16 protein-coding genes are annotated in these 21,988 nt (G+C 71.3%); 6 read left to right on the forward strand and 10 right to left on the reverse strand.

Going from position 1 to position 21,988, the window contains the following annotated elements:
- The first annotated feature begins 56 nt into the window (after nt 1–56).
- Both ACH4ZX_RS04805 and ACH4ZX_RS04810 read left to right on the forward strand, forming a co-directional pair.
- Nucleotides 57–2,222, forward strand: coding sequence for a RecQ family ATP-dependent DNA helicase (locus ACH4ZX_RS04805; RefSeq protein WP_398267500.1), 2,166 nt, complete (start codon nt 57–59; stop codon nt 2,220–2,222).
- A gap of 369 nt (nt 2,223–2,591) precedes the next feature.
- A complete protein-coding gene (locus ACH4ZX_RS04810) occupies nt 2,592–3,227 on the forward strand; it encodes a hypothetical protein (protein ID WP_398267503.1) in 636 nt (211 codons plus the stop codon).
- A 533-nt stretch (nt 3,228–3,760) separates the two neighbouring features.
- On the opposite strand, the gene ACH4ZX_RS04815 is transcribed toward ACH4ZX_RS04810, so the two are convergent.
- The 3 genes from ACH4ZX_RS04815 to ACH4ZX_RS04825 form a co-directional block, all read right to left on the reverse strand.
- Entirely contained in the window at nt 3,761–4,402 is a 642-nt protein-coding gene (locus tag ACH4ZX_RS04815; protein ID WP_398267506.1) for a hypothetical protein, read from the reverse strand.
- 68 nt (nt 4,403–4,470) lie between these two features.
- Complete coding sequence (locus tag ACH4ZX_RS04820; RefSeq protein WP_398267509.1) at nt 4,471–5,172, reverse strand: ribonuclease HII; 702 nt, start codon at nt 5,170–5,172, stop codon at nt 4,471–4,473.
- Nucleotides 5,173–5,253: 81 nt separating this feature from the next.
- The gene (locus tag ACH4ZX_RS04825; RefSeq protein ID WP_398267512.1) at nt 5,254–5,877 is read right to left on the reverse strand and encodes a TetR/AcrR family transcriptional regulator; all 624 of its coding nucleotides are present in this window, start codon (nt 5,875–5,877) and stop codon (nt 5,254–5,256) included.
- Between the two features lie 181 nt (nt 5,878–6,058).
- On the opposite strand from ACH4ZX_RS04825, the gene ACH4ZX_RS04830 reads away from it, so the two are divergent.
- Nucleotides 6,059–7,606 carry an MFS transporter gene (locus ACH4ZX_RS04830; RefSeq protein ID WP_398267515.1) on the forward strand — a complete coding sequence of 516 codons (1,548 nt, stop codon included), beginning with the start codon at nt 6,059–6,061 and terminating at the stop codon, nt 7,604–7,606.
- 209 nt (nt 7,607–7,815) lie between these two features.
- Here ACH4ZX_RS04830 and ACH4ZX_RS04835 read toward each other — a convergent pair whose 3' ends face one another.
- Complete coding sequence (locus ACH4ZX_RS04835; protein WP_398267518.1) at nt 7,816–8,475, reverse strand: histidine phosphatase family protein; 660 nt, start codon at nt 8,473–8,475, stop codon at nt 7,816–7,818.
- Between the two features lie 145 nt (nt 8,476–8,620).
- Nucleotides 8,621–9,226 (reverse strand): YdbC family protein, encoded by a 606-nt coding sequence (locus tag ACH4ZX_RS04840; protein WP_398267521.1) that lies wholly within the window; start codon nt 9,224–9,226, stop codon nt 8,621–8,623.
- Between the two features lie 151 nt (nt 9,227–9,377).
- On the opposite strand from ACH4ZX_RS04840, the gene ACH4ZX_RS04845 reads away from it, so the two are divergent.
- Nucleotides 9,378–9,911, forward strand: a complete 534-nt coding sequence (locus tag ACH4ZX_RS04845) for a TerD family protein (protein WP_398267523.1) — start codon at nt 9,378–9,380, stop codon at nt 9,909–9,911.
- A 98-nt stretch (nt 9,912–10,009) separates the two neighbouring features.
- Here the strand turns inward: ACH4ZX_RS04845 and ACH4ZX_RS04850 are convergent, their stop codons facing one another.
- Nucleotides 10,010–12,895 carry a vitamin B12-dependent ribonucleotide reductase gene (locus ACH4ZX_RS04850; RefSeq protein ID WP_398267526.1) on the reverse strand — a complete coding sequence of 962 codons (2,886 nt, stop codon included), beginning with the start codon at nt 12,893–12,895 and terminating at the stop codon, nt 10,010–10,012.
- Between the two features lie 166 nt (nt 12,896–13,061).
- Complete coding sequence (gene nrdR, locus ACH4ZX_RS04855; RefSeq protein ID WP_398267530.1) at nt 13,062–13,619, reverse strand: transcriptional regulator NrdR; 558 nt, start codon at nt 13,617–13,619, stop codon at nt 13,062–13,064.
- Nucleotides 13,620–14,265: 646 nt separating this feature from the next.
- Between nrdR and lexA the strand changes: the two genes are divergently transcribed.
- Nucleotides 14,266–15,045 carry a transcriptional repressor LexA gene (gene lexA, locus ACH4ZX_RS04860; RefSeq protein WP_360755582.1) on the forward strand — a complete coding sequence of 260 codons (780 nt, stop codon included), beginning with the start codon at nt 14,266–14,268 and terminating at the stop codon, nt 15,043–15,045.
- Between the two features lie 160 nt (nt 15,046–15,205).
- Here lexA and ACH4ZX_RS04865 read toward each other — a convergent pair whose 3' ends face one another.
- Nucleotides 15,206–17,191: an ATP-dependent DNA helicase gene (locus ACH4ZX_RS04865; RefSeq protein ID WP_398267534.1), complete on the reverse strand. Its 1,986-nt coding sequence runs from the start codon at nt 17,189–17,191 to the stop codon at nt 15,206–15,208.
- Between the two features lie 84 nt (nt 17,192–17,275).
- Nucleotides 17,276–18,628, reverse strand: a complete 1,353-nt coding sequence (locus ACH4ZX_RS04870; RefSeq protein ID WP_398267537.1) for an aminotransferase class III-fold pyridoxal phosphate-dependent enzyme — start codon at nt 18,626–18,628, stop codon at nt 17,276–17,278.
- A 451-nt stretch (nt 18,629–19,079) separates the two neighbouring features.
- On the opposite strand from ACH4ZX_RS04870, the gene ACH4ZX_RS04875 reads away from it, so the two are divergent.
- On the forward strand, nt 19,080–20,303 hold the full coding sequence (locus ACH4ZX_RS04875; protein ID WP_398267540.1) for a trypsin-like serine peptidase: 1,224 nt from the start codon (nt 19,080–19,082) through the stop codon (nt 20,301–20,303).
- An 81-nt stretch (nt 20,304–20,384) separates the two neighbouring features.
- On the opposite strand, the gene hflX is transcribed toward ACH4ZX_RS04875, so the two are convergent.
- Nucleotides 20,385–21,878, reverse strand: a complete 1,494-nt coding sequence (hflX, locus tag ACH4ZX_RS04880; RefSeq protein ID WP_398267543.1) for a GTPase HflX — start codon at nt 21,876–21,878, stop codon at nt 20,385–20,387.
- Nucleotides 21,879–21,988 lie beyond the last annotated feature (110 nt).

Here is a 21,988-nt window from a genome sequence, read left to right on the forward strand (position 1 = left end):
GGCATCCGCGGTCCGGCCGGTCCGGATTGTCAGTGCCGTCCTGTTGGATGGGACGCATGGAGCACACGAGCAACGCGGATCTCCGGGCCGCCGCCGACGCGGTTCTCGCCCGCCTCGTCGGGGACACGACGGGGGCGGCGCGCCTGCGCGAGGACCAGTGGCGGGCGATCGAGGCGCTGGTCGCCGACAGACGCCGGGCGCTCGTCGTGCAGCGCACGGGGTGGGGCAAGTCCGCGGTCTACTTCGTCGCGACCTCGCTCCTGCGGGCCCAGGGCAGTGGCCCCACCGTGATCGTCTCCCCGCTGCTCGCCCTGATGCGGAACCAGGTCGACGCCGCGGCCCGGGCCGGCATCCACGCCCGCACCATCAACTCCGCCAACACCGAGGAGTGGGACACCGTCCAGGCCGAGATCGCGGCGGGCGAGGTCGATGTGCTGCTGGTGAGTCCGGAGCGGCTCAACAACCCGGACTTCCGGGACCAGGTGCTGCCCAAGCTCGCCGCCGCCACCGGACTTCTGGTGGTGGACGAGGCCCACTGCATCTCCGACTGGGGGCACGACTTCCGTCCGGACTACCGGCGGTTGCGCACCATGCTCGGCGATCTCCCGCCGGGCGTTCCGGTGCTCGCGACCACCGCCACCGCCAACGCGCGGGTGACCGCCGACGTCGCCGAGCAGCTCGGTACCGGAGGCTCCACGGACGCGCTCGTGCTCCGTGGGCCGCTCGACCGGGAGAGCCTGAGTCTGGCTGTCCTGCGGCTGCCGGACGCGGCCCACCGGATGGCCTGGCTCGCCGACCATCTGGACGAGCTGCCGGGTTCCGGGATCGTCTACACCCTCACCGTTGCCGCGGCCGAGGAGGTCACCGCGTTCCTCCGGCACCGGGGGCACACCGTCGCCTCGTACACGGGCAGGACGGAGAACGCCGACCGGCAGCAGGCCGAGGACGACCTTCTCGCCAACCGGGTGAAGGCGCTGGTCGCCACCTCCGCGCTGGGCATGGGCTTCGACAAGCCGGACCTCGGATTCGTGGTGCACCTCGGTTCTCCGTCCTCCCCCATCGCCTACTACCAGCAGGTGGGCCGTGCCGGACGCGGAGTCGAGCACGCCGAGGTGCTGCTGCTCCCCGGGAAGGAGGACGAGGCGATCTGGGAGTACTTCGCCTCGCTCGCCTTCCCGCCGGAAGAGCTGGTGCGCCGCACCCTCGACGTCCTCGCGCGCTCGGACAGGCCCCTGTCGCTGCCCGCCCTGGAGCCTTTGGTGGAACTGCGCCGCTCCCGGCTGGAGACCATGCTGAAGGTCCTCGACGTGGACGGGGCGGTCAAGCGGGTCAAGGGCGGCTGGATCGCGACCGGGCAGCCGTGGACCTACGACCGGGAGCGGTACGACTGGGTCGCGCGGCAGCGCAAGGCCGAGCAGCAGGCGATGCGCGAGTACGCGGCCGCGACCGGCTGCCGCATGGAGTTCCTGCAGCGCCAGTTGGACGACGAGGCGGCCAAGCCCTGCGGCCGCTGCGACAACTGCGCGGGCGCGCGGTTCACCGCGGACATGTCCACGACGGCGCTGGCCGCGGCACGGGAGGATCTCGGCCGGGCCGGTGTCGAGGTGGAGCCGCGCCGGATGTGGCCGACCGGGCTCGCTGCCGTGGGCATGGACCTCAAAGGGCGTATCCCCGCGGGCGAACAGGCCGGCACGGGGAGGGCGTTGGGGCGTCTGTCGGACATCGGCTGGGGCAACCGGCTGCGGCCGATGCTCGCGCCTCAGGCCTCCGACGGACCTGTGCCGGAGGACGTGGCGAAGGCAGTGGTGGGTGTGCTGGCCGACTGGGCCAGGGGTCCGGGCGGCTGGGCCTCGGGGGCACCGGACGCGCCGCCACGTCCGGTCGGCGTGGTCACCGTGCCCTCGCGCACCCGGCCGCGACTGGTCGGCTCCCTGGGCGCACACATCGCGAACGTGGGCCGTCTGCCGCTGCTGGGCTCCCTGGAACACACCGGCGACGCGCCACCGCTCTCCCGCAGCAACAGTGCCCAGCGTCTGAAGCTTCTCGACGGCGCGCTGACCGTACCGCCCGCTCTCGCCGCAGCCGTTGCCGAGGCAGCGGGGCCGGTCCTGCTCGTGGACGACTTCACCGAGACCGGTTGGACGCTCGCGGTCGCGGCCCGGATGCTGCGCCGCGCCGGCGCGCAGGGAGTGCTGCCGCTGGTTCTGGCGGTGCAGGGCTGAGCTCATGTGACGCCGGCCCCAGCGCCGACGCCGGGGCCGGCGCCGCCCTCATCGCCCCGTCCGCCCATGGCGGTCCGGACGGCCCATCGCTGCGTTCGCCACCCAACCGGTCACCAAGAGTGAGTGAATACGAGGTGAACGACCACCTCACGCGTCACATCACCGACCAGCGGGTAGGGATATAAACCACACACCACCGAATTTCGGACGGTGACGCCAATTGCTCGTTGCCGCAATCAAGTTCGGCAGGAAGAATTGAAGTCCGCTCCCCGCACGGCCCGCCCGTGGACCGGTAGGGCTCTGCTGCGGTGCGCGCTCCCCCGAATCCGACCCTGCCCGCAGTGTGGGCGCGTAGCCGAAGGGAGGACCGTGACCTTCGGAATTGCTCCGTCCCCCGCGGCAGCCACGACGACGTCTGCCGACCTGTCCACCGCTTCCGCCAGCCCCCTGGCCCGCATGCTCGAACCGGCGGAGTGGGCCGCCGCCGGCATCCCTCTGCTGCGCAATCCACGCGAGGTTGTCAGCGGGCTGCACTCCCGTCATCACCCCCGGCCGGGGACCGCCGTCGTGGCGGTGCTCGACCCGGACGAACGGCTGCGGGCAAGCGCCTCGTTCACCCGTCGCACGGCTCCGGCCGACGGCTGGCTGTTCCGCAACGTACTGCTGGCCCAACTGCGCCGGATCATCCCCCACGACCTGCGCCGCCGGACACCGGTACGCACCGCCGTGCTGCTCTACTGCCGTGAGGGGGACGCGCGTTGGACCGAGGAGGACGGCGCGTGGATGTGGGGCCTGCGTGACGCCTGCACGCTGCACGGCCTGCGCTGCGGGGCCTACATCACGCTGACCCGCGACGGCTGGCAGGTCCTCGGTGAGGGCCGCGGCGGACGCCACCCCAACGCGGATTCCACGCCGGGGCCGTTCAGCCTGTCCGAGGCGCCTCTCCCCCTGCCGCGCACCGGAGGCGCCGCCTCGGAGATCCTGCGCCGCGTGGCCGCGCGCTGAGCGCGGCGGTCACCCGCTGTCGCACCGGCGGCGCGACGGAGCTCTCCCGCACCGCTCCGCCGCACGATCCGTCGCACACGAAAACCGTGACCTGCGCCGCGCGCGGGACCGCCGCGCCGCACAGGGGACCCCGTACACCGGACAAGCCGCCGCCGTATCCAGCCCGGGACCGCTCCCTGCGCCAGGGACGCCTCCGTCACGCCGCGCCGCTGCCGCGCGCGAACACACAAGTGCCCCTCCGGCCCACGCCCGACGCGTGCCCGTGCACCCCGCCTGACCACTTCAGGGCGAGAGGCGCCCGAAGGGACGTCGACGTCGCCCCGCAGGCACGGCGACGTCACCGTCGCCGATCCCCGTCACCCCGGCGTGCACCCCGGCACCGGAACCGAACGGAGATTTCCGCACCCGGAAACCACAGCCGCAGTCCAAGCACTCCAGGCACCGTCCGGGCACGCCGAACCGCCCGCCGTGCCGACGCCGCTCACAACGGCGTACTCGTCGCTCCGTCGGCACGCGAACGTGCCGGGACGGAGTCAGACGCCTGCGCCCAGAACCGAGTTGATCTTCTGCGGGTCGCCGCAGACGATCAGCAGGGCACCGGCCCGGGCATGGGCCAGCGGCAGCGCGGTGGCCGCCACCGCGTCGGAACCGCCGTTGACGGCGACCACGACCACGGGACGTGAGGCGGCGCGCTCGGCGACGGCGGCTTCGGCGTAGAAGACGTCGTCGCCGGCGTCGTGCTGCGCCCAGTAGGAGGCTTCGCCGAAGGACAGCTCGTGGGCGGCCCACGGATGCTGTTCGCCGGTGGTGATCACCAGCACGTCACCGGGGGCACGGCCCGACTCCAGAAGCATGTCCACGGCTTCCTCGGCGGCGTCGAGCGCGCCGTCGACCGAGGCCGGGATCAGCTGGATCTGCGGGGGCGCCGAAGCCGTGGCGGGAGCGGCGGGTGCAGCGGGGCCCGACGGGGCGGGCTTGGCCGGAGCCACGTCACGCGGCGAACGCTGCGCCGGCGGCGCGGGCCGGAAAGGGCCCGGACGACCGGGGCGCGGCGGAGCCGCTGGACGGGGGCCGGGTACGGGGCGGGGGGTCGGCGCGGTACGGCCGCTGGCCGGGGTGGCGCGGGGACCCTGGGCACTCTCGTGAATCTGAGGCTCCTCGGGAATGAGAGGCATGAGCTGATATTTATCAAACGTTGGTACGGCCCGCGTCGGCGGGTGGCACACGAGTGCGAGCGGAACCGTCAGAAGTCGAAGCCGAGCTGACCCTCGACCTCCGGAACGCTTCCGTCCGCCCAACCGCGGGCCTTCTTGAGGTGCCGCCACTGGGGCAGCGCATCAAGATACGCCCACGACAAGCGGTGGTACGGGGTGGGGCCCCGCTCCTCCAGTGCGGCCTTGTGCACGGGTGACGGATACCCGGCGTTGTCCGCAAAACCGAAGTCTGCATGGTCGATACCCAGTTCGGCCATCATTTTGTCGCGCTGAACCTTGGCTATCACCGAGGCCGCCGCAACCGCCACGCACGACCGGTCACCCTTGATCACCGTGCGGACCCGCCAGGGAGCACCGAGATAGTCGTGCTTCCCGTCGAGGATCACGGCGTCGGGGCGGACCGGCAGCGCCTCCAGGGCACGCACCGCCGCCAGGCGCAGCGCGGCGGTCATCCCCATGTCGTCGATCTCCTCGGGCGAGGCGTGTCCCAGGGCGTACGACGTCACCCACTCCCGCAGGTGCGCAGCGAGTTCGGTGCGTCGCCTGACGGTGAGCAGCTTGGAGTCGGTGAGGCCTTCAGGGGGCCGGCGCAGTCCGGTGATCGCCGCGCAGACGGTGACGGGGCCGGCCCACGCGCCGCGCCCCACCTCGTCGACACCGGCAATGACCTTCGCTCCGGTCGTGGCGCGCAGGGAGCGCTCGACGGTGTGAGTGGGTGGCTCGTACGGCATGGCGCCCTTAGCGTACGCCGCCGGGATCACCCGGCGACACCCCGGTTCCCGCGGCGGCGCCGGGGGCGCCGCGTGCCGCCGTCAGGCGCTGTGCGGCCTCAGCAGCGGAACCATCAACTGGTCGATCATCTCCTCGAGATCGCGGTCGCTCCATTCACTTCCGCACATCTTGGAGCGGTACATCATCATGGCCGGGATGGCGTCGAAGACATAGCTGTTGGCCGCGTCGGATCGCACCTCTCCGCGCTCTATTCCGCGGGTGATGACCTCTCTGAGCAGCTTCAGGGTGGGCTCCACGATCTGGTCGTAGATGACGCCACGGAAACGCTCGGCCTGCACGGGGTCGCATTCGTGAATCACCGCGCGAACGGCGGAGCCGGGGAGTGAGAACATGGCCTCGCGCGCCAGCCGGCACAGCTCGAGCAGGTCCGCGCGGACGCTGCCGAGATCGGGCGCCGTCTCGGCGCTCGGCAGTCCGGCCTTCAGCGCGTCCGCGACGAGGTCCTCCTTGGACGGCCAGCGGCGATAGACCGCGGCCTTGCCGGTCTGGGCACCGGCGGCGACACCCTCCATGGTGAGGCCTTTCCAGCCGACCGTACTGAGCTGTTCCAACGCGGCGTCGAGGATCGCGCGTTCGAGCACGGCTCCGCGCCGACGGAGGGACGTCGCCCGAGCGGGGGCGGCCGTCCAGCGCGAGGTAACCATCTGAGTGTCTCCAGCGAGCGGGATGGGGGACGTAGGGGGTCGATGAGCCGCGCGGCGGCGACGGGGGATCCGCCGAGCGACGACAAACCGAGTGAACGCTTGCGTTCACTACTGGGGACTCACTACCGTGAACGCGAAAGTGAACGCATGCGTTCACTAACGGACTCGTGGGGGACCCATAGTGACAACCTCTCCGTTGATAGAGGAACAGAAGCCAGGGGCGGCCCGCCGGGGCGGGCATCCCGGCATCGCGCTCACCGTCATCGCGGCCTGCCAGCTCATGGTGGTACTCGACGCGACGATTGTGAACATCGCCCTTCCGCACATTCAAGAAGCCCTCGCCTTCAGCACCACCGACCTCACCTGGGTCGTCAGCGCCTACACGCTCACCTTCGGCGGCCTGCTGCTCCTCGGCGGCCGGGCCGGTGACATCCTCGGCCGACGCCGGGTCTTCATGACCGGCATCCTGCTGTTCACCCTGGCCTCGCTGCTCGGCGGACTCGCCCAGGAACCCTGGCAGCTGCTGGCCGCCCGCGTCCTGCAGGGCATGGGCGGCGCGATCGCGTCGCCCACCGCGCTGGCCCTCATCACCACCACGTTCCCCGAAGGGCCCGAACGCAACCGGGCCTTCGGGGTCTTCGCCGCGGTCTCGGCGGGCGGCGGGGCCATCGGCCTGCTCGCCGGCGGCATGCTCACCGAGTGGCTCAACTGGCGCTGGGTGCTCTTCGTCAACGTGCCGATCGGCGTGGCGATCGCCCTGCTCGCGCCGCTGTACATCCACGAGTCCGAAAGGCACACCGGACGCTTCGACATCGCCGGCGCGCTGACCTCCACCTCCGGCATGGCGTCCCTGGTCTACGGCTTCATCCGGGCGGCCGACGAGGGCTGGCGGGACAGCCTCACCATCGGATCCTTCAGTGCCGCGGTGGTCCTGCTGGCCGCCTTCGCGTTCATCGAATCCCGGGCCAGGGAACCCATCACGCCGCTGCGGATGTTCGCCGACCGCAACCGCTCGGGCACGTATCTGATCATGCTGAGCCTGGCCGCGGCGATGTTCGGCATGTTCTTCTACATCGTGCTCTTCGTGCAGAACGTGCTGGGCTACAGCCCGATCCAGGCCGGCTTCGCCTTCCTGCCGGTGACGGTCGTGATCGCGCTCGGAGCGGGGCTGTCGCAGCGCTTCCTGCCGGTGCTCGGGCCCAAGCCGTTCATGCTGACCGGCTCGGCGCTGGCGGTGATCGGGCTGGCCTGGCAGAGCCTGATCAGCTCCGACAGCTCGTACGCGGGCGGAGTGCTCGGGCCGATGCTGGTCTTCGGCTTCGGGATGGGGCTGAACTTCGTGACCCTGACGGTCACCGCGGTCTCCGGCGTCGCCCAGCACGAGGCGGGCGCGGCCTCCGGTCTGCTCAACACCACTCAGCAGGTCGGCGGCTCGCTCGGCCTGTCGATCCTGACGACGGTGTTCGGCTCGGCCGGCAAGGACGAGGCGGACAAGCAGGTGGCGAAGTTCCTCGCCGAGGGCTCGCCGCAGCAGAAGGCGGAGTTCGCCAAGACGCACCAGCTGCCCGCGCCATGGGGCCACGAAGTGCTCGCCCACGGCATCTCGACGGCCTTCATCGCGGCCACGGCCATGGCCCTGCTCGCCCTCGCCAGCGCCTGGCTGGTGATCCGAGTCCGCAAGAGCGACCTGGACGCCCTCTCCGGCACGACCCCTCCGCCGGCCGGCTGACCGGTCCGGCCCCGCGGCGGGCCGCGGATGGCCGGTCCCGGTCCGGGGGACCGACAGCGAGGACCCCGGACCGGCCATCCGCACCACCCCTCCGGCCACCATCTCTCCGGCCACCCCCGCGCCTCTTCGCACAGCAACTGCCACGACAACGCCCGCCGGTCACAGAGGGTTCCCATCGCATACGGACAGTTCCGACGCCTGCCGCCCCGCTACCCGAAGATCCCGTAGGGTTCCGGGTCCCGCCACCGATCGAAGGGCCGGTCGAGCACGTACTTGCCGTCGTCCCCGAGGCGGAGCATCCGCATCTCGGCGTTCCCCGGGTTCGACAGGGACTCGAACTCCGCGACCGTCCAGTGGAACCAGCGCATGCAGAACAGCCGCATGGCCAGGCCGTGGGTCACCAGCAGCACGTTCGGCGGATGGTCGGGCGCCTCGAAGCTGCGGTACAGGCTCTCCAGGAAGCCGCCCACCCGGTCGTACACGTCGGCCCCGGACTCGCCCTGGGCGAACCGGTAGAAGAAGTGGCCGTAGGCGTCCCGGTAGGCCTTCTGGAGACGTACGTCGTCGCGGTCCTGCCAGTTTCCCCAGTCCTGTTCGCGCAGCCGGGGCTCCTCGCGCACGCGTATGAGGTCCGGGTCGAGGTGGAAGGCCCGCAGGGTCTCGTGCGTACGACGGTACGGTGACACGTACACGCTGACGCGTTCGCGCCCGAACATCTCGCGCAGCCGTTTCCCGGTCTCCTCGGCCTGGCGCCGGCCGCGCTCGGTCAGGGCCAGGGCGTGGTCGGGCTCACGCTCGTAGACGGTGTCATCAACATTGCCCGTTGACTCCCCGTGCCGGACAAGAACGATGCGCCGTGGTCGTGCCATGCCGAAACCCTAGATCGGGTCGCGGCACATCGAGCACTCGTACGGTCTCCATACGGCGTAGGTCACACCGCCGTCCCGCGCCGTGGGACGCCGCCGCGGGGGCTGCCGGAGGGCACAGCCGGAGCTCCGGCGCTCGGGCGGGCGCTCATACCGTCCAGGTCGGTTCGAGATCCACGATGTCGCCCGTGAGGGCCGCGATGTCCGCCTCCGTCTGGGCCCGCAGGGCGAGCCGCTCCACCCGCTCCGTGCGGTACTTGCCGTGCTCGGCGGCCGAGTGCCACATCGACAGGATCAGGAACTCGTGTCCCGGCCCCTCCCCGAACAGCCCCCGGAGCATGCCGGGCGAGCCGGCCATGGCGGGGTTCCAGACCTTCTCCTGCATGAGCGTGAAGTGCTCGGCGCGCTCCTCGTGGACCCGGCAGAGAGCCACCCGGACGAGGTCGGCGTCGGTGAAACGCGGTTCGAAGCCGGTCTTCACGTCGAGGCGGTACTCGAACAGTTTCGCCCGGGCGTCCTTGAAGGTCCCCGACTGGGCCGCCGCCAGCCGGTCGTGGGAGCGGGCCATGAAGGAGTCGTAGAAGGAACGGCTCTCCCAGAAGGAGAAGACGTGCGCCACGCCCGGCCGCCGCCGGCTCCAGCCACCGCCCTGCCCCCGAAACCCCGGCTCCCCCAGAAGCCCCGCCCACTTCCGCTGCCCCCGCTCGAAACCGCGGCGGTCCACCACGGTGCAGCGAATCCACTTGACCAGCACCGCGCCATGGTAAGGCCCAGGAACGTGGCGGCGGTCACGCTCCGGCCGACAACGCCCCCGGACACCTCCACGCGCGCGTGGCAGGATGGACAACCGCCCTTGTCTGCACGGCAGTTAAGGGCCAAAACGGCATAGGGAGAAGGGGAGTCGGGTGAGCGCCATCAACAAGGGCATCCGCAAGGTCGAAGTCGCGATCAAGTGGGATCCCAGTCCGGCGGGCGAGCCGCCCACCGATCTCGACATAGTGGCGGCGACCTATACGACGGACGATCCGTACGGTGATCCGGCCTATGTGGTGCACTTCGACAGCCGCTCCCCCGACGGCACCATCTACCTCAACCGGGACAGCCACGACGGCAAGGGTTTCGGCTGGGACGAGGTGATGACGCTGGAGCTCGAGCGGCTCAGCGAGCGGTACGCGCGCGTGGTGGTCGGTGTGGTGATCCAGCAGCGGCCCGCGCGCCGGACGTTCGTCGGCGTGCGCAGCGCGGGCCTGCGCATACGGGAGGGGTACACCGTGCTGGCCGAGGACGACTTCGGCGGCGTTCTCGGGGCGACGGCGGCGACCGTCGCGGAGTTCGTGCGGGAGGGCGACACCGTCTGGGACTACCACCCCGGCATCCACGGCTTCGACGACGACCCGGCGACGTTCACCCGCACCATGGGCCGGGCGCGCCGGCCCTGACCCGCGTCGCCGCCGCGCACGCGGAGAGGGGCGCCGACACGTGGTCGGCGCCCCTCTCGCGTGAAGCGTCCGTCAGGCGGGGACGCGCCCCGCCCCGGTCAGCTGCAGCCGCTGGTGGAGCCGCAGCCCTCGCAGATGTAGCAGGAGCCGGCGCGCTGCATCTTGGTGCCGCAGGAGAAGCACAGCGGGGCGTCGGCCTGGATGCCGAGCTGCATCTCCACCAGTTCGGCGCTGGTGTGCGCCTGCTTCGGGGCGGGCTGGGCCGCCTCGACCTCGGCCCTCGGCGTGGCGACGGCCTTCAGCTCCTGGGCGCGCGGCGCCGACTGGGCCAGCCCCTCGACGTCGACCTCGTCCTCCGACGGCTCGTAGGAACCCGTCTCGAGGTGGCGCTGACGCTCCTCGGCGGAGTGGATGCCGAGCGCGGAGCGGGTCTCGAAGGGCAGGAAGTCGAGCGCCAGGCGACGGAAGATGTAGTCGACGATCGACTGCGCCATCCGCACGTCCGGGTCGTCCGTCATGCCGGCCGGCTCGAAGCGCATGTTGGTGAACTTCGAGACGTACGTCTCCAGCGGCACGCCGTACTGCAGACCCACGGAGACGGCGATGGAGAAGGCGTCCATCATGCCGGCGAGGGTCGAGCCCTGCTTGGACATCTTCAGGAAGACCTCGCCCAGTCCGTCGTCGGGGTAGGAGTTCGCCGTCATGTAGCCCTCGGCGCCGCCGACCGTGAAGGACGTCGTGATGCCGGGGCGGCCCTTGGGCAGGCGCTTGCGGACCGGACGGTACTCGACGACCTTCTCGACCTTGGACTCCGCGGCCGGCTGCTCGGCCTTGGCCTGCGTCGTCTCCTTCTTCTTGGCGGAGAGCGGCTGGCCGACCTTGCAGTTGTCGCGGTAGATCGCGAGGGCCTTGATGCCCATCTTCCAGGCCTCGAAGTAGATCTCCTCGACCTCCTCGACGGTCGCCGTCTCCGGCATGTTGACCGTCTTGGACAGCGCGCCGGAGATCCACGGCTGGATCGCGGCCATCATGCGGACGTGGCCCATCGGGGAGATGGCGCGCTCGCCCATGGCGCAGTCGAACACCTCGTAGTGCTCGTGCTTGAGGCCGGGGGCGTCGATCACGTTGCCGTGCTCGGCGATGTGGGCGACGACCGCCTCGATCTGCTCCTCCTGGTAGCCCAGGCGGCGCAGGGCCTGCGGGACGGTGCCGTTGACGATCTGCATCGAGCCGCCGCCGACCAGCTTCTTGAACTTGACCAGGGCGAGGTCGGGCTCCAGGCCGGTGGTGTCGCAGGACATCGCCAGACCGATGGTGCCGGTCGGGGCGATGACGGACGCCTGGGAGTTGCGGAAGCCGTTCTTCTCGCCCAGGTGCAGCACGTCCTGCCAGGCCTCGGTGGCGGCGGCCCAGATCGGCGTGTCGAGGTCGTCCATGCGGACGGCCACGGCGTTGGCGTCGGCGTGCTGCTTCATGACGCGGTTGTGCGCGTCGGCGTTGCGGGCGTAGCCGTCGTACGGGCCGACGACCGCGGCGAGCTCGGCGGAGCGCTTGTACGCCGTGCCGGTCATGAGCGAGGTGACGGCGCCGGCGAGGGCGCGGCCGCCGTCGGAGTCGTAGGCGTGGCCGGTCGCCATCAGCAGGGCGCCGAGGTTGGCGTAGCCGATGCCGAGCTGGCGGAACGCGCGCGTGTTCTCGCCGATCTTCTGGGTCGGGAAGTCGGCGAAGCAGATGGAGATGTCCATCGCGGTGATGACGAGCTCGACGACCTTGGTGAAGCGGTCGACGTCGAAGGACTGGTGGCCCTTGCCGTCGTCCTTCAGGAACTTCATCAGGTTCAGGGAGGCGAGGTTGCAGGACGTGTTGTCCAGGTGCATGTACTCGCTGCACGGGTTGGAGCCGTTGATGCGGCCGGACTCCGGGCAGGTGTGCCAGTGGTTGATGGTGTCGTCGTACTGGATGCCCGGGTCGGCGCAGGCCCAGGCCGCCTCCGCCATCTTGCGGAAGAGGGACTTGGCGTCGACCTCCTCGATCACCTCGCCGGTCATCCGCGCGCGCAGGCCGAACTTGCCGCCGGACTCGACCGCCTTCATGAACTCGTCGTTGACCCGGACCGAGTTGTTGGCGTTCTGGTACTGGACGGAGGTGATGTCCTCGCCGCCGAGGTCCATGTCGAAGCCCGCGTCGCGCAGGGCGCGGATCTTCTCCTCCTCCTTCACCTTGGTCTCGATGAAGTCCTCGATGTCGGGGTGGTCGACGTCGAGGATGACCATCTTGGCGGCCCGGCGGGTGGCGCCGCCGGACTTGATGGTGCCGGCGGAGGCGTCGGCGCCGCGCATGAAGGAGACGGGACCCGAGGCGTTGCCGCCGGAGGACAGCAGTTCCTTCGAGGAGCGGATGCGGGAGAGGTTCAGGCCGGCGCCGGAGCCGCCCTTGAAGATCATGCCTTCTTCCTTGTACCAGTCGAGGATCGACTCCATGGAGTCGTCGACGGACAGGATGAAGCAGGCGGAGACCTGCTGGGGCTGCGGCGTGCCGACGTTGAACCAGACGGGACTGTTGAAGCTGAAGACCTGGTGCAGGAGGGCGTACGCCAGCTCGTGCTCGAAGATCTCGGCGTCGGCGGGCGAGGCGAAGTACTTGTGGTCCTCGCCGGCCTTCCGGTACGTCTTCACGATGCGGTCGATCAGCTGCTTGAGGCTGGTCTCGCGCTGCGGGGTGCCGACGGCACCGCGGAAGTACTTGCTGGTGACGATGTTGACCGCGTTCACCGACCAGAAGTCGGGGAACTCGACGCCGCGCTGCTCGAAGTTGACCGAGCCGTCGCGCCAGTTGGTCATGACGACGTCACGGCGCTCCCAGGTCACCTCGTCGTACGGGTGCAGGCCCGGGGTGGTGTGGATGCGCTCGATACGCAGCCCCTTGCCGGCCTTGGCGCCCTTGGCTCGGGAACCTCGTGCCGGACCGCTCGCCGTCTCTGTCATGCCGCCTCCCTGGTACGGGCGAAACGCCCTGAAGTGCCCCGAATGTTCCCGTGGCACGGTGTGGTGTCTGATGTCGCGGGCGCCCTCTCGCTGCCGCCCGCAACGGGTCTTCGATCGCCGCCGTCCGGCCGGCCCCGGGACCTCCGGCCCGGTTCCGGCCCTCCGGTCAGTCGGCGGCGTGGGCGGGCTCGGGGACCTGGACGGTCTCCCCGGGCCCGGATTCGTCTTCCCGGCTCTCCGCGACAGCGCCCTCGCGGTCGTCGTCCGCGGCGGCGCGTCGCGTCTCCTCCCTGAGTTCCGCGATCGCGGCCTCGAAGTCCTCGAGCGAGTCGAACGCCCGGTAGACGGAGGCGAACCGCAGATACGCGACGAGGTCGAGTTCCTGCAACGGGCCGAGGATGGCCAGTCCCACGTCGTGGGTGGTCAGCTCGGCGCTCCCGGTGGCCCGCACCGCCTCCTCGACCCGCTGGCCGAGCTGGGCGAGCGCGTCCTCGGTGACGGGCCGCCCCTGGCACGCCTTGCGCACGCCGTTGATGACCTTGGTGCGACTGAAGGGCTCGGTGACTCCGGACCGCTTGATCACCATCAGTGAGCACGTCTCCACCGTCGTGAAACGACGGGAGCAGTCAGGGCACTGACGGCGCCTGCGGATCGACGTGCCGTCGTCGGTCGTACGACTGTCGACGACACGGCTGTCGGGGTGCCTGCAGAAGGGGCAGTGCATGGTTCCCAACCCTCCTCACAGCAGACTCAACGACCTCGCCGGGCCTCACGAGCCCCTCGAAGCAGCCCCCAGCATAGGCGATCTCCGGAGGTCCGAAGACCCGGGGCACCACAACTTCTGGGCTGCTGTCGCAATCCAACCACTAGATGTGGGGATTGGCTCATACACACAGGTCGCCCGCGCGTGTCGCGCTATGTCGGGCCGGGGCACGGCGCGACGGGGCGGGCGCCGCGGGGCCGGCGCGCACGGCGACGGTACTCGTCGGCGCTCGCCGGGACACGTCGGGACGACGTCGGCGCACGGCCGTACCGTCACCGCGCGCACGGCCGTACCGTCACCGCGCGTACGGGGATACCGTGGGCGCCACACGGAGGGGGCGCGATGCTCCCGCACGGACACGGAGCCGGTGCCGGTCGCCGGCGTCCCGGATGGCAGACTGGGCGGCGACCCACAAGGTCGCCGGCCCGGCGGTGAAGCGTACAACAATGAGCCCTTTTGCCTGGCCTGCCAGGTGCCGCGTCAGCCATACACCCAAACACGCGATCGCGTCAGGTAACTCGCAGTTTTTCACTCGAACGTGTGTTTGGCGCAACCTTTCGAAAGCAACTACCGTTGTCCAGCAGGGAGACCATCGAGAGGGGCCGACGTGACCACCACCGCAGACAGCGCCACCATCACTGCCCAGGACCGCTCCCAGGGCCGACTCGAGCCGGTGCATGCGATGAACGAAGTTGTGAACGCCGAGGGGCCCAAGCGCTCCCTGCCGGGCCGACCTCCAGGCATCCGGGCGGACAGCTCCGGACTCACCGACCGGCAGCGCCGGGTGATCGAGGTCATCAGGGACTCCGTGCAGCGACGCGGCTACCCGCCGTCGATGCGGGAGATCGGCCAGGCGGTCGGCCTGTCCAGCACCTCCTCGGTCGCCCACCAGCTGATGGCACTGGAGCGCAAGGGCTTCCTGCGCCGCGACCCGCACCGCCCGCGCGCCTACGAGGTGCGCGGCTCCGACCAGGCCGCCTCCGTGCAGCCCACCGACACCGCCGGCAAGCCCGCCGCGTCGTACGTCCCGCTGGTCGGCCGCATCGCCGCCGGTGGTCCGATCCTCGCCGAGGAGTCGGTGGAGGACGTCTTCCCCCTGCCCCGCCAGCTCGTGGGCGACGGTGAGCTGTTCGTGCTGAAGGTCGTCGGCGACTCGATGATCGAGGCCGCGATCTGCGACGGCGACTGGGTCACGGTGCGCCGCCAGCCCGTCGCCGAGAACGGCGACATCGTGGCCGCCATGCTCGACGGCGAGGCCACCGTCAAGCGCTTCAAGCGCGAGGACGGCCACGTCTGGCTCCTCCCGCACAACTCCGCGTACGAGCCCATCCCCGGCGACGACGCGACCATCCTGGGCAAGGTGGTGGCGGTGCTGCGGCGCGTGTGACGGCCGCAGCGAGCGGTCCTGCGTCGGAACCGCTCCCTGACCGGGCCCCGGAACCACTGCGCCGGTTCCGGGGCCCTGCCCTGTCCTGTTCTGCCCTGTCCCGGCCGCCCTCGGAGCCGTCCTGCGGGGCCCAGGGGCCCCGCTCCCACTCCGCCTCGGCCTACTCCGCCGCCTGCGCCTCGGCCTGCTTCGCCGCCGCGTCGATCGCCGCCAGCGACCTGCGCACCTGGTTGCGGTCCGTGGTGTACCAGAAGTCGGGCAGGGACGCCTTCAGGTAACTCCCGTACCGAGCGGTGGCCAGCCGCTGGTCCAGCACCGCGACCACACCGCGATCCCCCGACGCCCGTACGAGACGGCCCGCGCCCTGGGCCATCAGGAGCGCGGCGTGGGTGGCGGCGACCGCCATGAAACCGTTACCGCCGGCGTCCTCCACCGCCTTCTGGCGGGCGCTCATCAGCGGGTCGTCCGGCCGTGGGAACGGGATCTTGTCCATCACCACCAGCTGGCAGCTGGGGCCGGGCACGTCGACGCCCTGCCAGAGCGACAGGGTGCCGAAGAGGCAGGTCCGCGGGTCGGCCGCGAAGTTCTTGATCAGCTCCCCGAGGGTCTCCTCGCCCTGGAGCAGGATCGGGAACTCGGGGATACGGGAGCGCAGCTCCTCGGCGGCGAGCTGCGCCCCCCGCATCGAGGAGAACAGGCCCAGCGTGCGGCCGCCCGCCGCCTGGATCAGCTCCGTCAGCTCGTCGAGCATGTCGGCGCGGTCGCCGTCGCGGGCGGGTCGGGCCAGGTGCTTGGCGACGTAGAGGATGCCCTGCTTGCGGTAGTCGAAGGGGGAACCGACGTCGATGCCCTTCCACTGCGGCACGTCGTCGCCCTCGGTGCCCTCCGGGGCGAGGCCCAGGGACGCGCCGACGCCGTTGAAGTCCCCGCCCAGCTTCAGCGTCGCGGAGGCCAGGATCACGGAGCGGTCCGCGAAGAGCTTCTCCCGCAGCAGGCCCGACACGGACATGGGGGCCACCCGCAGGGAGGCGCCGAAACGGTCATGACGCTCGTACCAGACGACGTCCCACTCGGAGCCGTTCACCACTCTCTCCGCCACGTCGTGCACCGACTCCACGGAGGCCAGGGCCTGCTTGCGGACCGCGTCCTCGTCCTGGACGGACTTGTCGCGGGTCGCGCCGATCGCGGAGATCACCGTGCGGCAGGCGTCGCGTAGCGCCATGAGGGCGTAGCCGAGGTCCTCCGGGATCTCCTCCAGGCGCCCCGGCAGGGCCAGCTCCATCAGCCGCTCGAAGCCCTCGGCGGCGGTCTGGAGCTGGTCGGCGGCCTTCTCATTGACCAGCTTCGCCGCGCGGCGCACCGCGCGGTTGACCTGGCCCGGGGTGAGCTCGCCGGTGGCGACGCCGGTGACCCGCGAGACCAGCTCGTGCGCCTCGTCGACGATCAGCACCTCGTGCTGCGGCAGGACCGGTGCCCCTTCGATGGCGTCGATGGCGAGCAACGCGTGGTTGGTGACGACGACCTCGGCTAGCTTGGCGCGCTCGCGGGCCATCTCGGCGAAGCATTCGGCGCCGTACGCGCACTTGGACGCGCCCAGGCACTCGCGGGACGAGACCGACACCTGGGACCAGGCACGGTCGGAGACCCCGGGCGTGAGGTCGTCGCGGTCACCCGACTCGGTCTCGTCCGCCCAGTCACGCAGCCGCAGCAGGTCCTGGCCCAGCTTGCTGGTCGGCGCGGCCGCCTCGAACTGGTCGAACAGGCCCTCCTCCTCGTCCTGCGGGACGCCCTCGTGGAGGCGGTGCAGGCACAGGTAGTTCGACCGGCCCTTGAGCATCGCGAACTCCGGGCGGCGGCGCAGCAAGGGGTGCAGCGCGTCGACCGTGCGCGGCAGATCCCGCTCGACGAGCTGGCGCTGCAGGGCGAGGGTGGCCGTCGCCACGACGACGCGGTCTCCGTGCGCGAGCGCGGGCACCAGGTAGCCCAGCGACTTGCCGGTGCCGGTGCCGGCCTGGACCAGCAGGTGGGAGCCGTCGTCGATCGCCTCCGCGACGGATTCGGCCATGGTCACCTGGCCGGGGCGCTCCGTGCCGCCGACGGCGGCGACGGCGGCATGCAGGAGTTCGGGGAGTGAGGGCTTCGTCATAGCGCGACCACCCTACGGCCCGGCACTGACAATCGGGCGATCAAGGCGGATCCGGGGGCGGTGGGCGGCACGGCGGCGCTCCTCTCAGGAGGCGGGACGAGACAAGAACCCCGGCGGGTACGGCGGCCCGTGACGGCCGGTGCGGTCGCGGGCCGCCGCCGCCACCGCGTCGGCCAGCCGGTCGAGGACCGCGGCGGCCTGCTCGTCGCTGATGGTCAGCGGCGGCAGCAGCCGCACCTCACCGGCGTGGCGGCCGCCGATCTCCACGACGAGGCCCCGGCGCAGACACTCACGCCGGACGGCGAGGGCCAGTCCGGGAGCGGGTCGGCGGACACCGGCGAGGGCGAGTCCAGGAGCGGGCGGGCGGGACGCGGCGACGACGGGTTCCGCACGGCCCGCGGAACCCGCCCGGTCCCCCTCCTCCTCCCGCTCCCCCTCCCGCTCCCCCTCCGCGTCGACAAGCTCCACGCCGATCATGAGCCCCCTCCCCCGCACGTCGCCCACGCACGGGAACTCCGCCGCCAGGTCCCGCAGCCGGTCGAGCATCCGGGCGCCGAGGACGGCCGCCCTCCGGGCGAGGCCGTTCGCGCGGACGTAGGAGAGGGTCGCCGCGCCCGCCGCCATGGCGAGCTGGTTGCCGCGGAACGCGCCCGACGGGGTGCCGGAGCCGGCTGCGCCGAGGTCGTCGCGGTGGACCACGGCCGCCAGGGGGAGGCTGCCGCCGACGGCCCCGGAGAGGACCATCACGTCCGGGGTGACGCCGCTGTGTTCCACCGCCCAGAAGGCGCCGGTCCGTCCCACGCCCGTGTGGGACTCGTCGGCGATCAGCGGTACGGACCGGGCCACCGTGAGCTGCCGGACGCGCCGCGTCCACGCGTCGGGCGCGGGCGGCACCCCGCCCTCGTACCGCACCGGTTCGAGGAGCACCCCGGCGGGCCGCGGCGTCCCGGAGCGGAGGGCGTCGAGCCCGGACTCCGCCCATGCCGTCGCGCCGTGGCAGGCCCGGGCCCCGGTGAGCGCCAGGATCTCCGTGCGCCCGGTCGCGGCCCGCACCAGCCGGAGGGCGGTCCGCACCGCGTCCCCTTCCCCCGGCCCGCAGAAGCGCACGCGCGCGTGGCCGGCCAGACCGGGCGGCAGGGTGCCGAGCAGTTCGGTGACGAACGCGTCCTCGACCGGCGTCGCGTGGTCCGGTACGTGCAGCGACGCGCCCGAATCGAGGAACCTGCGGATCGCCTCCAGGACGACGGGGTGGTTGTGGCCCAGGACGAGCGTCCCGGCGCCGGAGTGGCAGTCGAGGTAACGGCGTCCGTCGGCGCCCTCGATGGTCAGCCCGCGGGCCCGCACGGGGACGATCGGCAGGGCGCGCGCGTAGGCGCGGGCCGCGGACTCCCGTGCGGGCCGACGCCGCGGGATCGTCTCGTACGCAGACTCGGACACGTTCTCCCTGTCCTCCCGTTTCTCCCGCTCCGCCCGATCCGCCCCGTCCGCCCCGTCCGCCCGGCGGTGCGGGGCGAGTCGGCGTCGCACGACGCAGGCGGACGTGCCGCGCCGCCACGGGCACGGAGGACCGCACACGCACGGCAGCCCCCAAACCGCTACAACCCCGCCCCGCCCGACGGGTTACGGTCGGTTCCGAGATCCTTCTGTGCTCCTCGGCCCGCCCCGGCGCCCGCAACAAGGGCAGCGCCCGTCGCCGTTGGCATCGGCGCGAGCCGACTCCCTCTCACGGAGCGGCAGGTCAGGCGCCTTGTAGCCGAACCGTTGCCGTTCCGTCGGAACTCGCCCACAGCGACCGCATAGTGTGTGGTGCCGTTCCGACGAACCGGGGCAGGCGTGCGGTCACGGCCGCAACACCGGTACTTTCATCAGCTCAGGGGGAGTTCAGACCATGCGATCCACCAGGCCGCCGTTCACCGCTCGCAGTGAGAGGAGCGTGCGCCGCAGGACCTCCCCCGTTCTCGCCGCCGTCGCCCTCGCCTCGGCTCTGGCGCTCACCGCCACCGGTTGCTCCTCCGGTGACGCCGAGGCCGGCAGTCAGGTCTCCGCCACCCCGGCCGGCGGCAGCGACGGCAAGATCCAGATACCCGACGACATCAAGCAGAAGCTCAAGGAGCACGGGTTCGACCTCGACAAGTGGAAGAACGGCGCCTGGAAGAACTGGGACAAGGACGACTGGCTGCGTGAGGCCGACGAGTTCATCAACCCGATCATCAAGGGTCTGTGGGACCCGGACCGGATGCGTGACGCCGAGGACCCGGACAAGAGCGTCGACGAGAACGACATCTCCGGCGACCAGGGGGTGACCGACCCGGAGCCCGCGCCGGTGCAGGCCAAGGCCGTGGCGCCCACGTACCACGCGAACGCCGCGACGGCGGGCAAGGTGTTCTTCGACGCGCCCGAGGGCACGATGGTCTGCTCGGCGACCGTGGTGGAGGACCCCGCGCACCCGGGCAAGTCCAACCTGGTGTGGACGGCGGGCCACTGCGTGCACGCGGGCAAGAAGGGCGGCTGGTACCGCAACATCGCGTTCGTGCCGTCGTACAACGACGCGGGCCGGACGGCCGACCAGTTGCAGAACGCCACCCGGGAGGAGGTCGCTCCGTACGGTGTGTGGTGGGGCGACTGGGCGCAGACCTCGGACCAGTGGATCAAGCAGGGCGGGGAGACGGGCGGCGACGGCGCCTCGTACGACTTCGCGGTCATCCATGTGACCCCGGAGAAGGGCGGCAACGGCAAGTCCCTGGAGGAGACGGTCGGTGCGGCGCTTCCGGTGAACTTCGACGCCCCGGCCGTGCCGGAGGTCTCCGCCATCACCGCGACCGGCTACCCGGCCGCGGCCCCCTACGACGGGCAGAAGCTGTACCAGTGCACGGACAAGCCGGGCCGGCTGTCGATGAACACCTCCGACCCGACGATGTACCGCATCGGCTGCACGATGACCGGCGGTTCGTCCGGCGGCGGCTGGGTCGAGACGGGGTCGGACGGCAAGCCGGCGCTGGTCTCCAACACCTCGATCGGCCCGGTGACGTCGGGCTGGCTGGCCGGTCCGCGGCTGGGTGACGTGGCCAAGGGCGTGTACGACGAGGTGAGCGGCAAGTTCGCCAAGCAGTGAACCACGCCGAAGGCCCGCTCCTCGTCGAGGAGCGGGCCTTCGGGCTGTCCCGGGTGACTGCGCAGGCGGCTGAACGGGTGACTACGCGGCCGGTGCCGGGACGTACGGCGCGAGGTCGGCGGCCAGTTCCTCGTGCACCCGCACCTTGAGCAGGGTGCCCTCCGGGGTGTGCTCCTCGGAGATCACCTCGCCCTCGGAGTGGGCGCGGGCGACCAGCTTGCCGTGGGTGTACGGCACGAGCGCCTCGATCTCGACGGACGGCCTGGGCAGCTCGCTGTCGATCAGGGCGAGCAGCTCGGGGATTCCCTGGCCGGTGCGGGCGGAGACGGCGATGGACCGCGTCTCGATCCGCAGCAGCCGCTGGAGGGTCAGCGGGTCGGCCGCGTCGGCCTTGTTGATGACGACGATCTCGGGTACGCCGGTGGCGCCGACGTCCCTGATCACCTCACGCACGGCGGCGAGCTGCTCCTCCGGGTTCGGGTGCGAACCGTCCACCACGTGCAGGATCAGGTCGGACTCGCCGACCTCCTCCATGGTGGAGCGGAACGCCTCGACCAGGTGGTGCGGCAGGTGCCGGACGAAGCCGACGGTGTCCGCGAGCGTGTAGAGCCGGCCGCTCGGGGTCTGGGCCCGGCGGACGGTCGGGTCCAGGGTCGCGAACAGGGCGTTCTCGACCAGGACACCCGCACCGGTGAGGCGGTTGAGCAGCGAGGACTTGCCCGCGTTGGTGTAGCCCGCGATGGCGACGGACGGCACCTTGTTGCGCTTGCGTTCCCTGCGCTTGATCTCGCGGCCGGTCTTCATCTCCGCGATCTCCCGGCGCATCTTCGCCATCTTCTCGCGGATCCGCCGCCGGTCCGTCTCGATCTTGGTCTCACCGGGACCACGGGTGGCGAGGCCGCCGCCCTTGCCGCCGCCCATCTGCCGGGACAGCGACTGGCCCCAGCCTCGCAGCCTCGGCAGCATGTACTGCATCTGCGCGAGCGCGACCTGCGCCTTGCCCTCCCGGGACTTGGCGTGCTGGGCGAAGATGTCCAGGATCAGGGCCGTACGGTCGATGACCTTGACCTTGACGACGTCCTCGAGGTGGATGAGCTGGCCCGGGCTGAGCTCACCGTCGCAGATGACGGTGTCCGCGCCGGTCTCCAGGACGATGTCCCGCAGCTCGGTGGCCTTGCCGGAGCCGATGTAGGTGGCCGCGTCGGGCTTGTCGCGGCGCTGGATCACGCCGTCGAGCACCAGCGCGCCCGCGGTCTCCGCGAGGGCGGCGAGCTCGGCCAGCGAGTTCTCCGCGTCCTGCACGGTCCCCGAGGTCCAGACGCCGACGAGGACGACCCGCTCCAGGCGGAGCTGGCGGTACTCGACCTCGGTGACGTCCTCGAGCTCGGTGGACAGTCCCGCGACGCGGCGCAGGGCCGCGCGCTCGGAGCGGTCGAACTGGTCGCCGTCCCACTCGCCGTCGATCTCGTGGCTCCAGGCGACGTCCTCTTCCATCAGGGCATCGGCCCGAAGACCCTCGGGGTAGTTGTGCGCGAGGCGCTGCGTGTCCTGGGAAGGGGATGAAGAGGAGGTCATTGGATCCTTACGTCGTCGGTGGGTGCCGTGTCGGCAGTGGTTGCCGGCGGTCATTCTGCACAACGCGCGAGTGCCCCGGGAGATTCCCGTGTCCCCCGCGACGCCGGCCT

Origin of the sequence: Streptomyces sp. NPDC020490, assembly GCF_044335305.1 — a bacterium.
Taxonomy (GTDB): Bacteria; Actinomycetota; Actinomycetes; order Streptomycetales; family Streptomycetaceae; genus Streptomyces.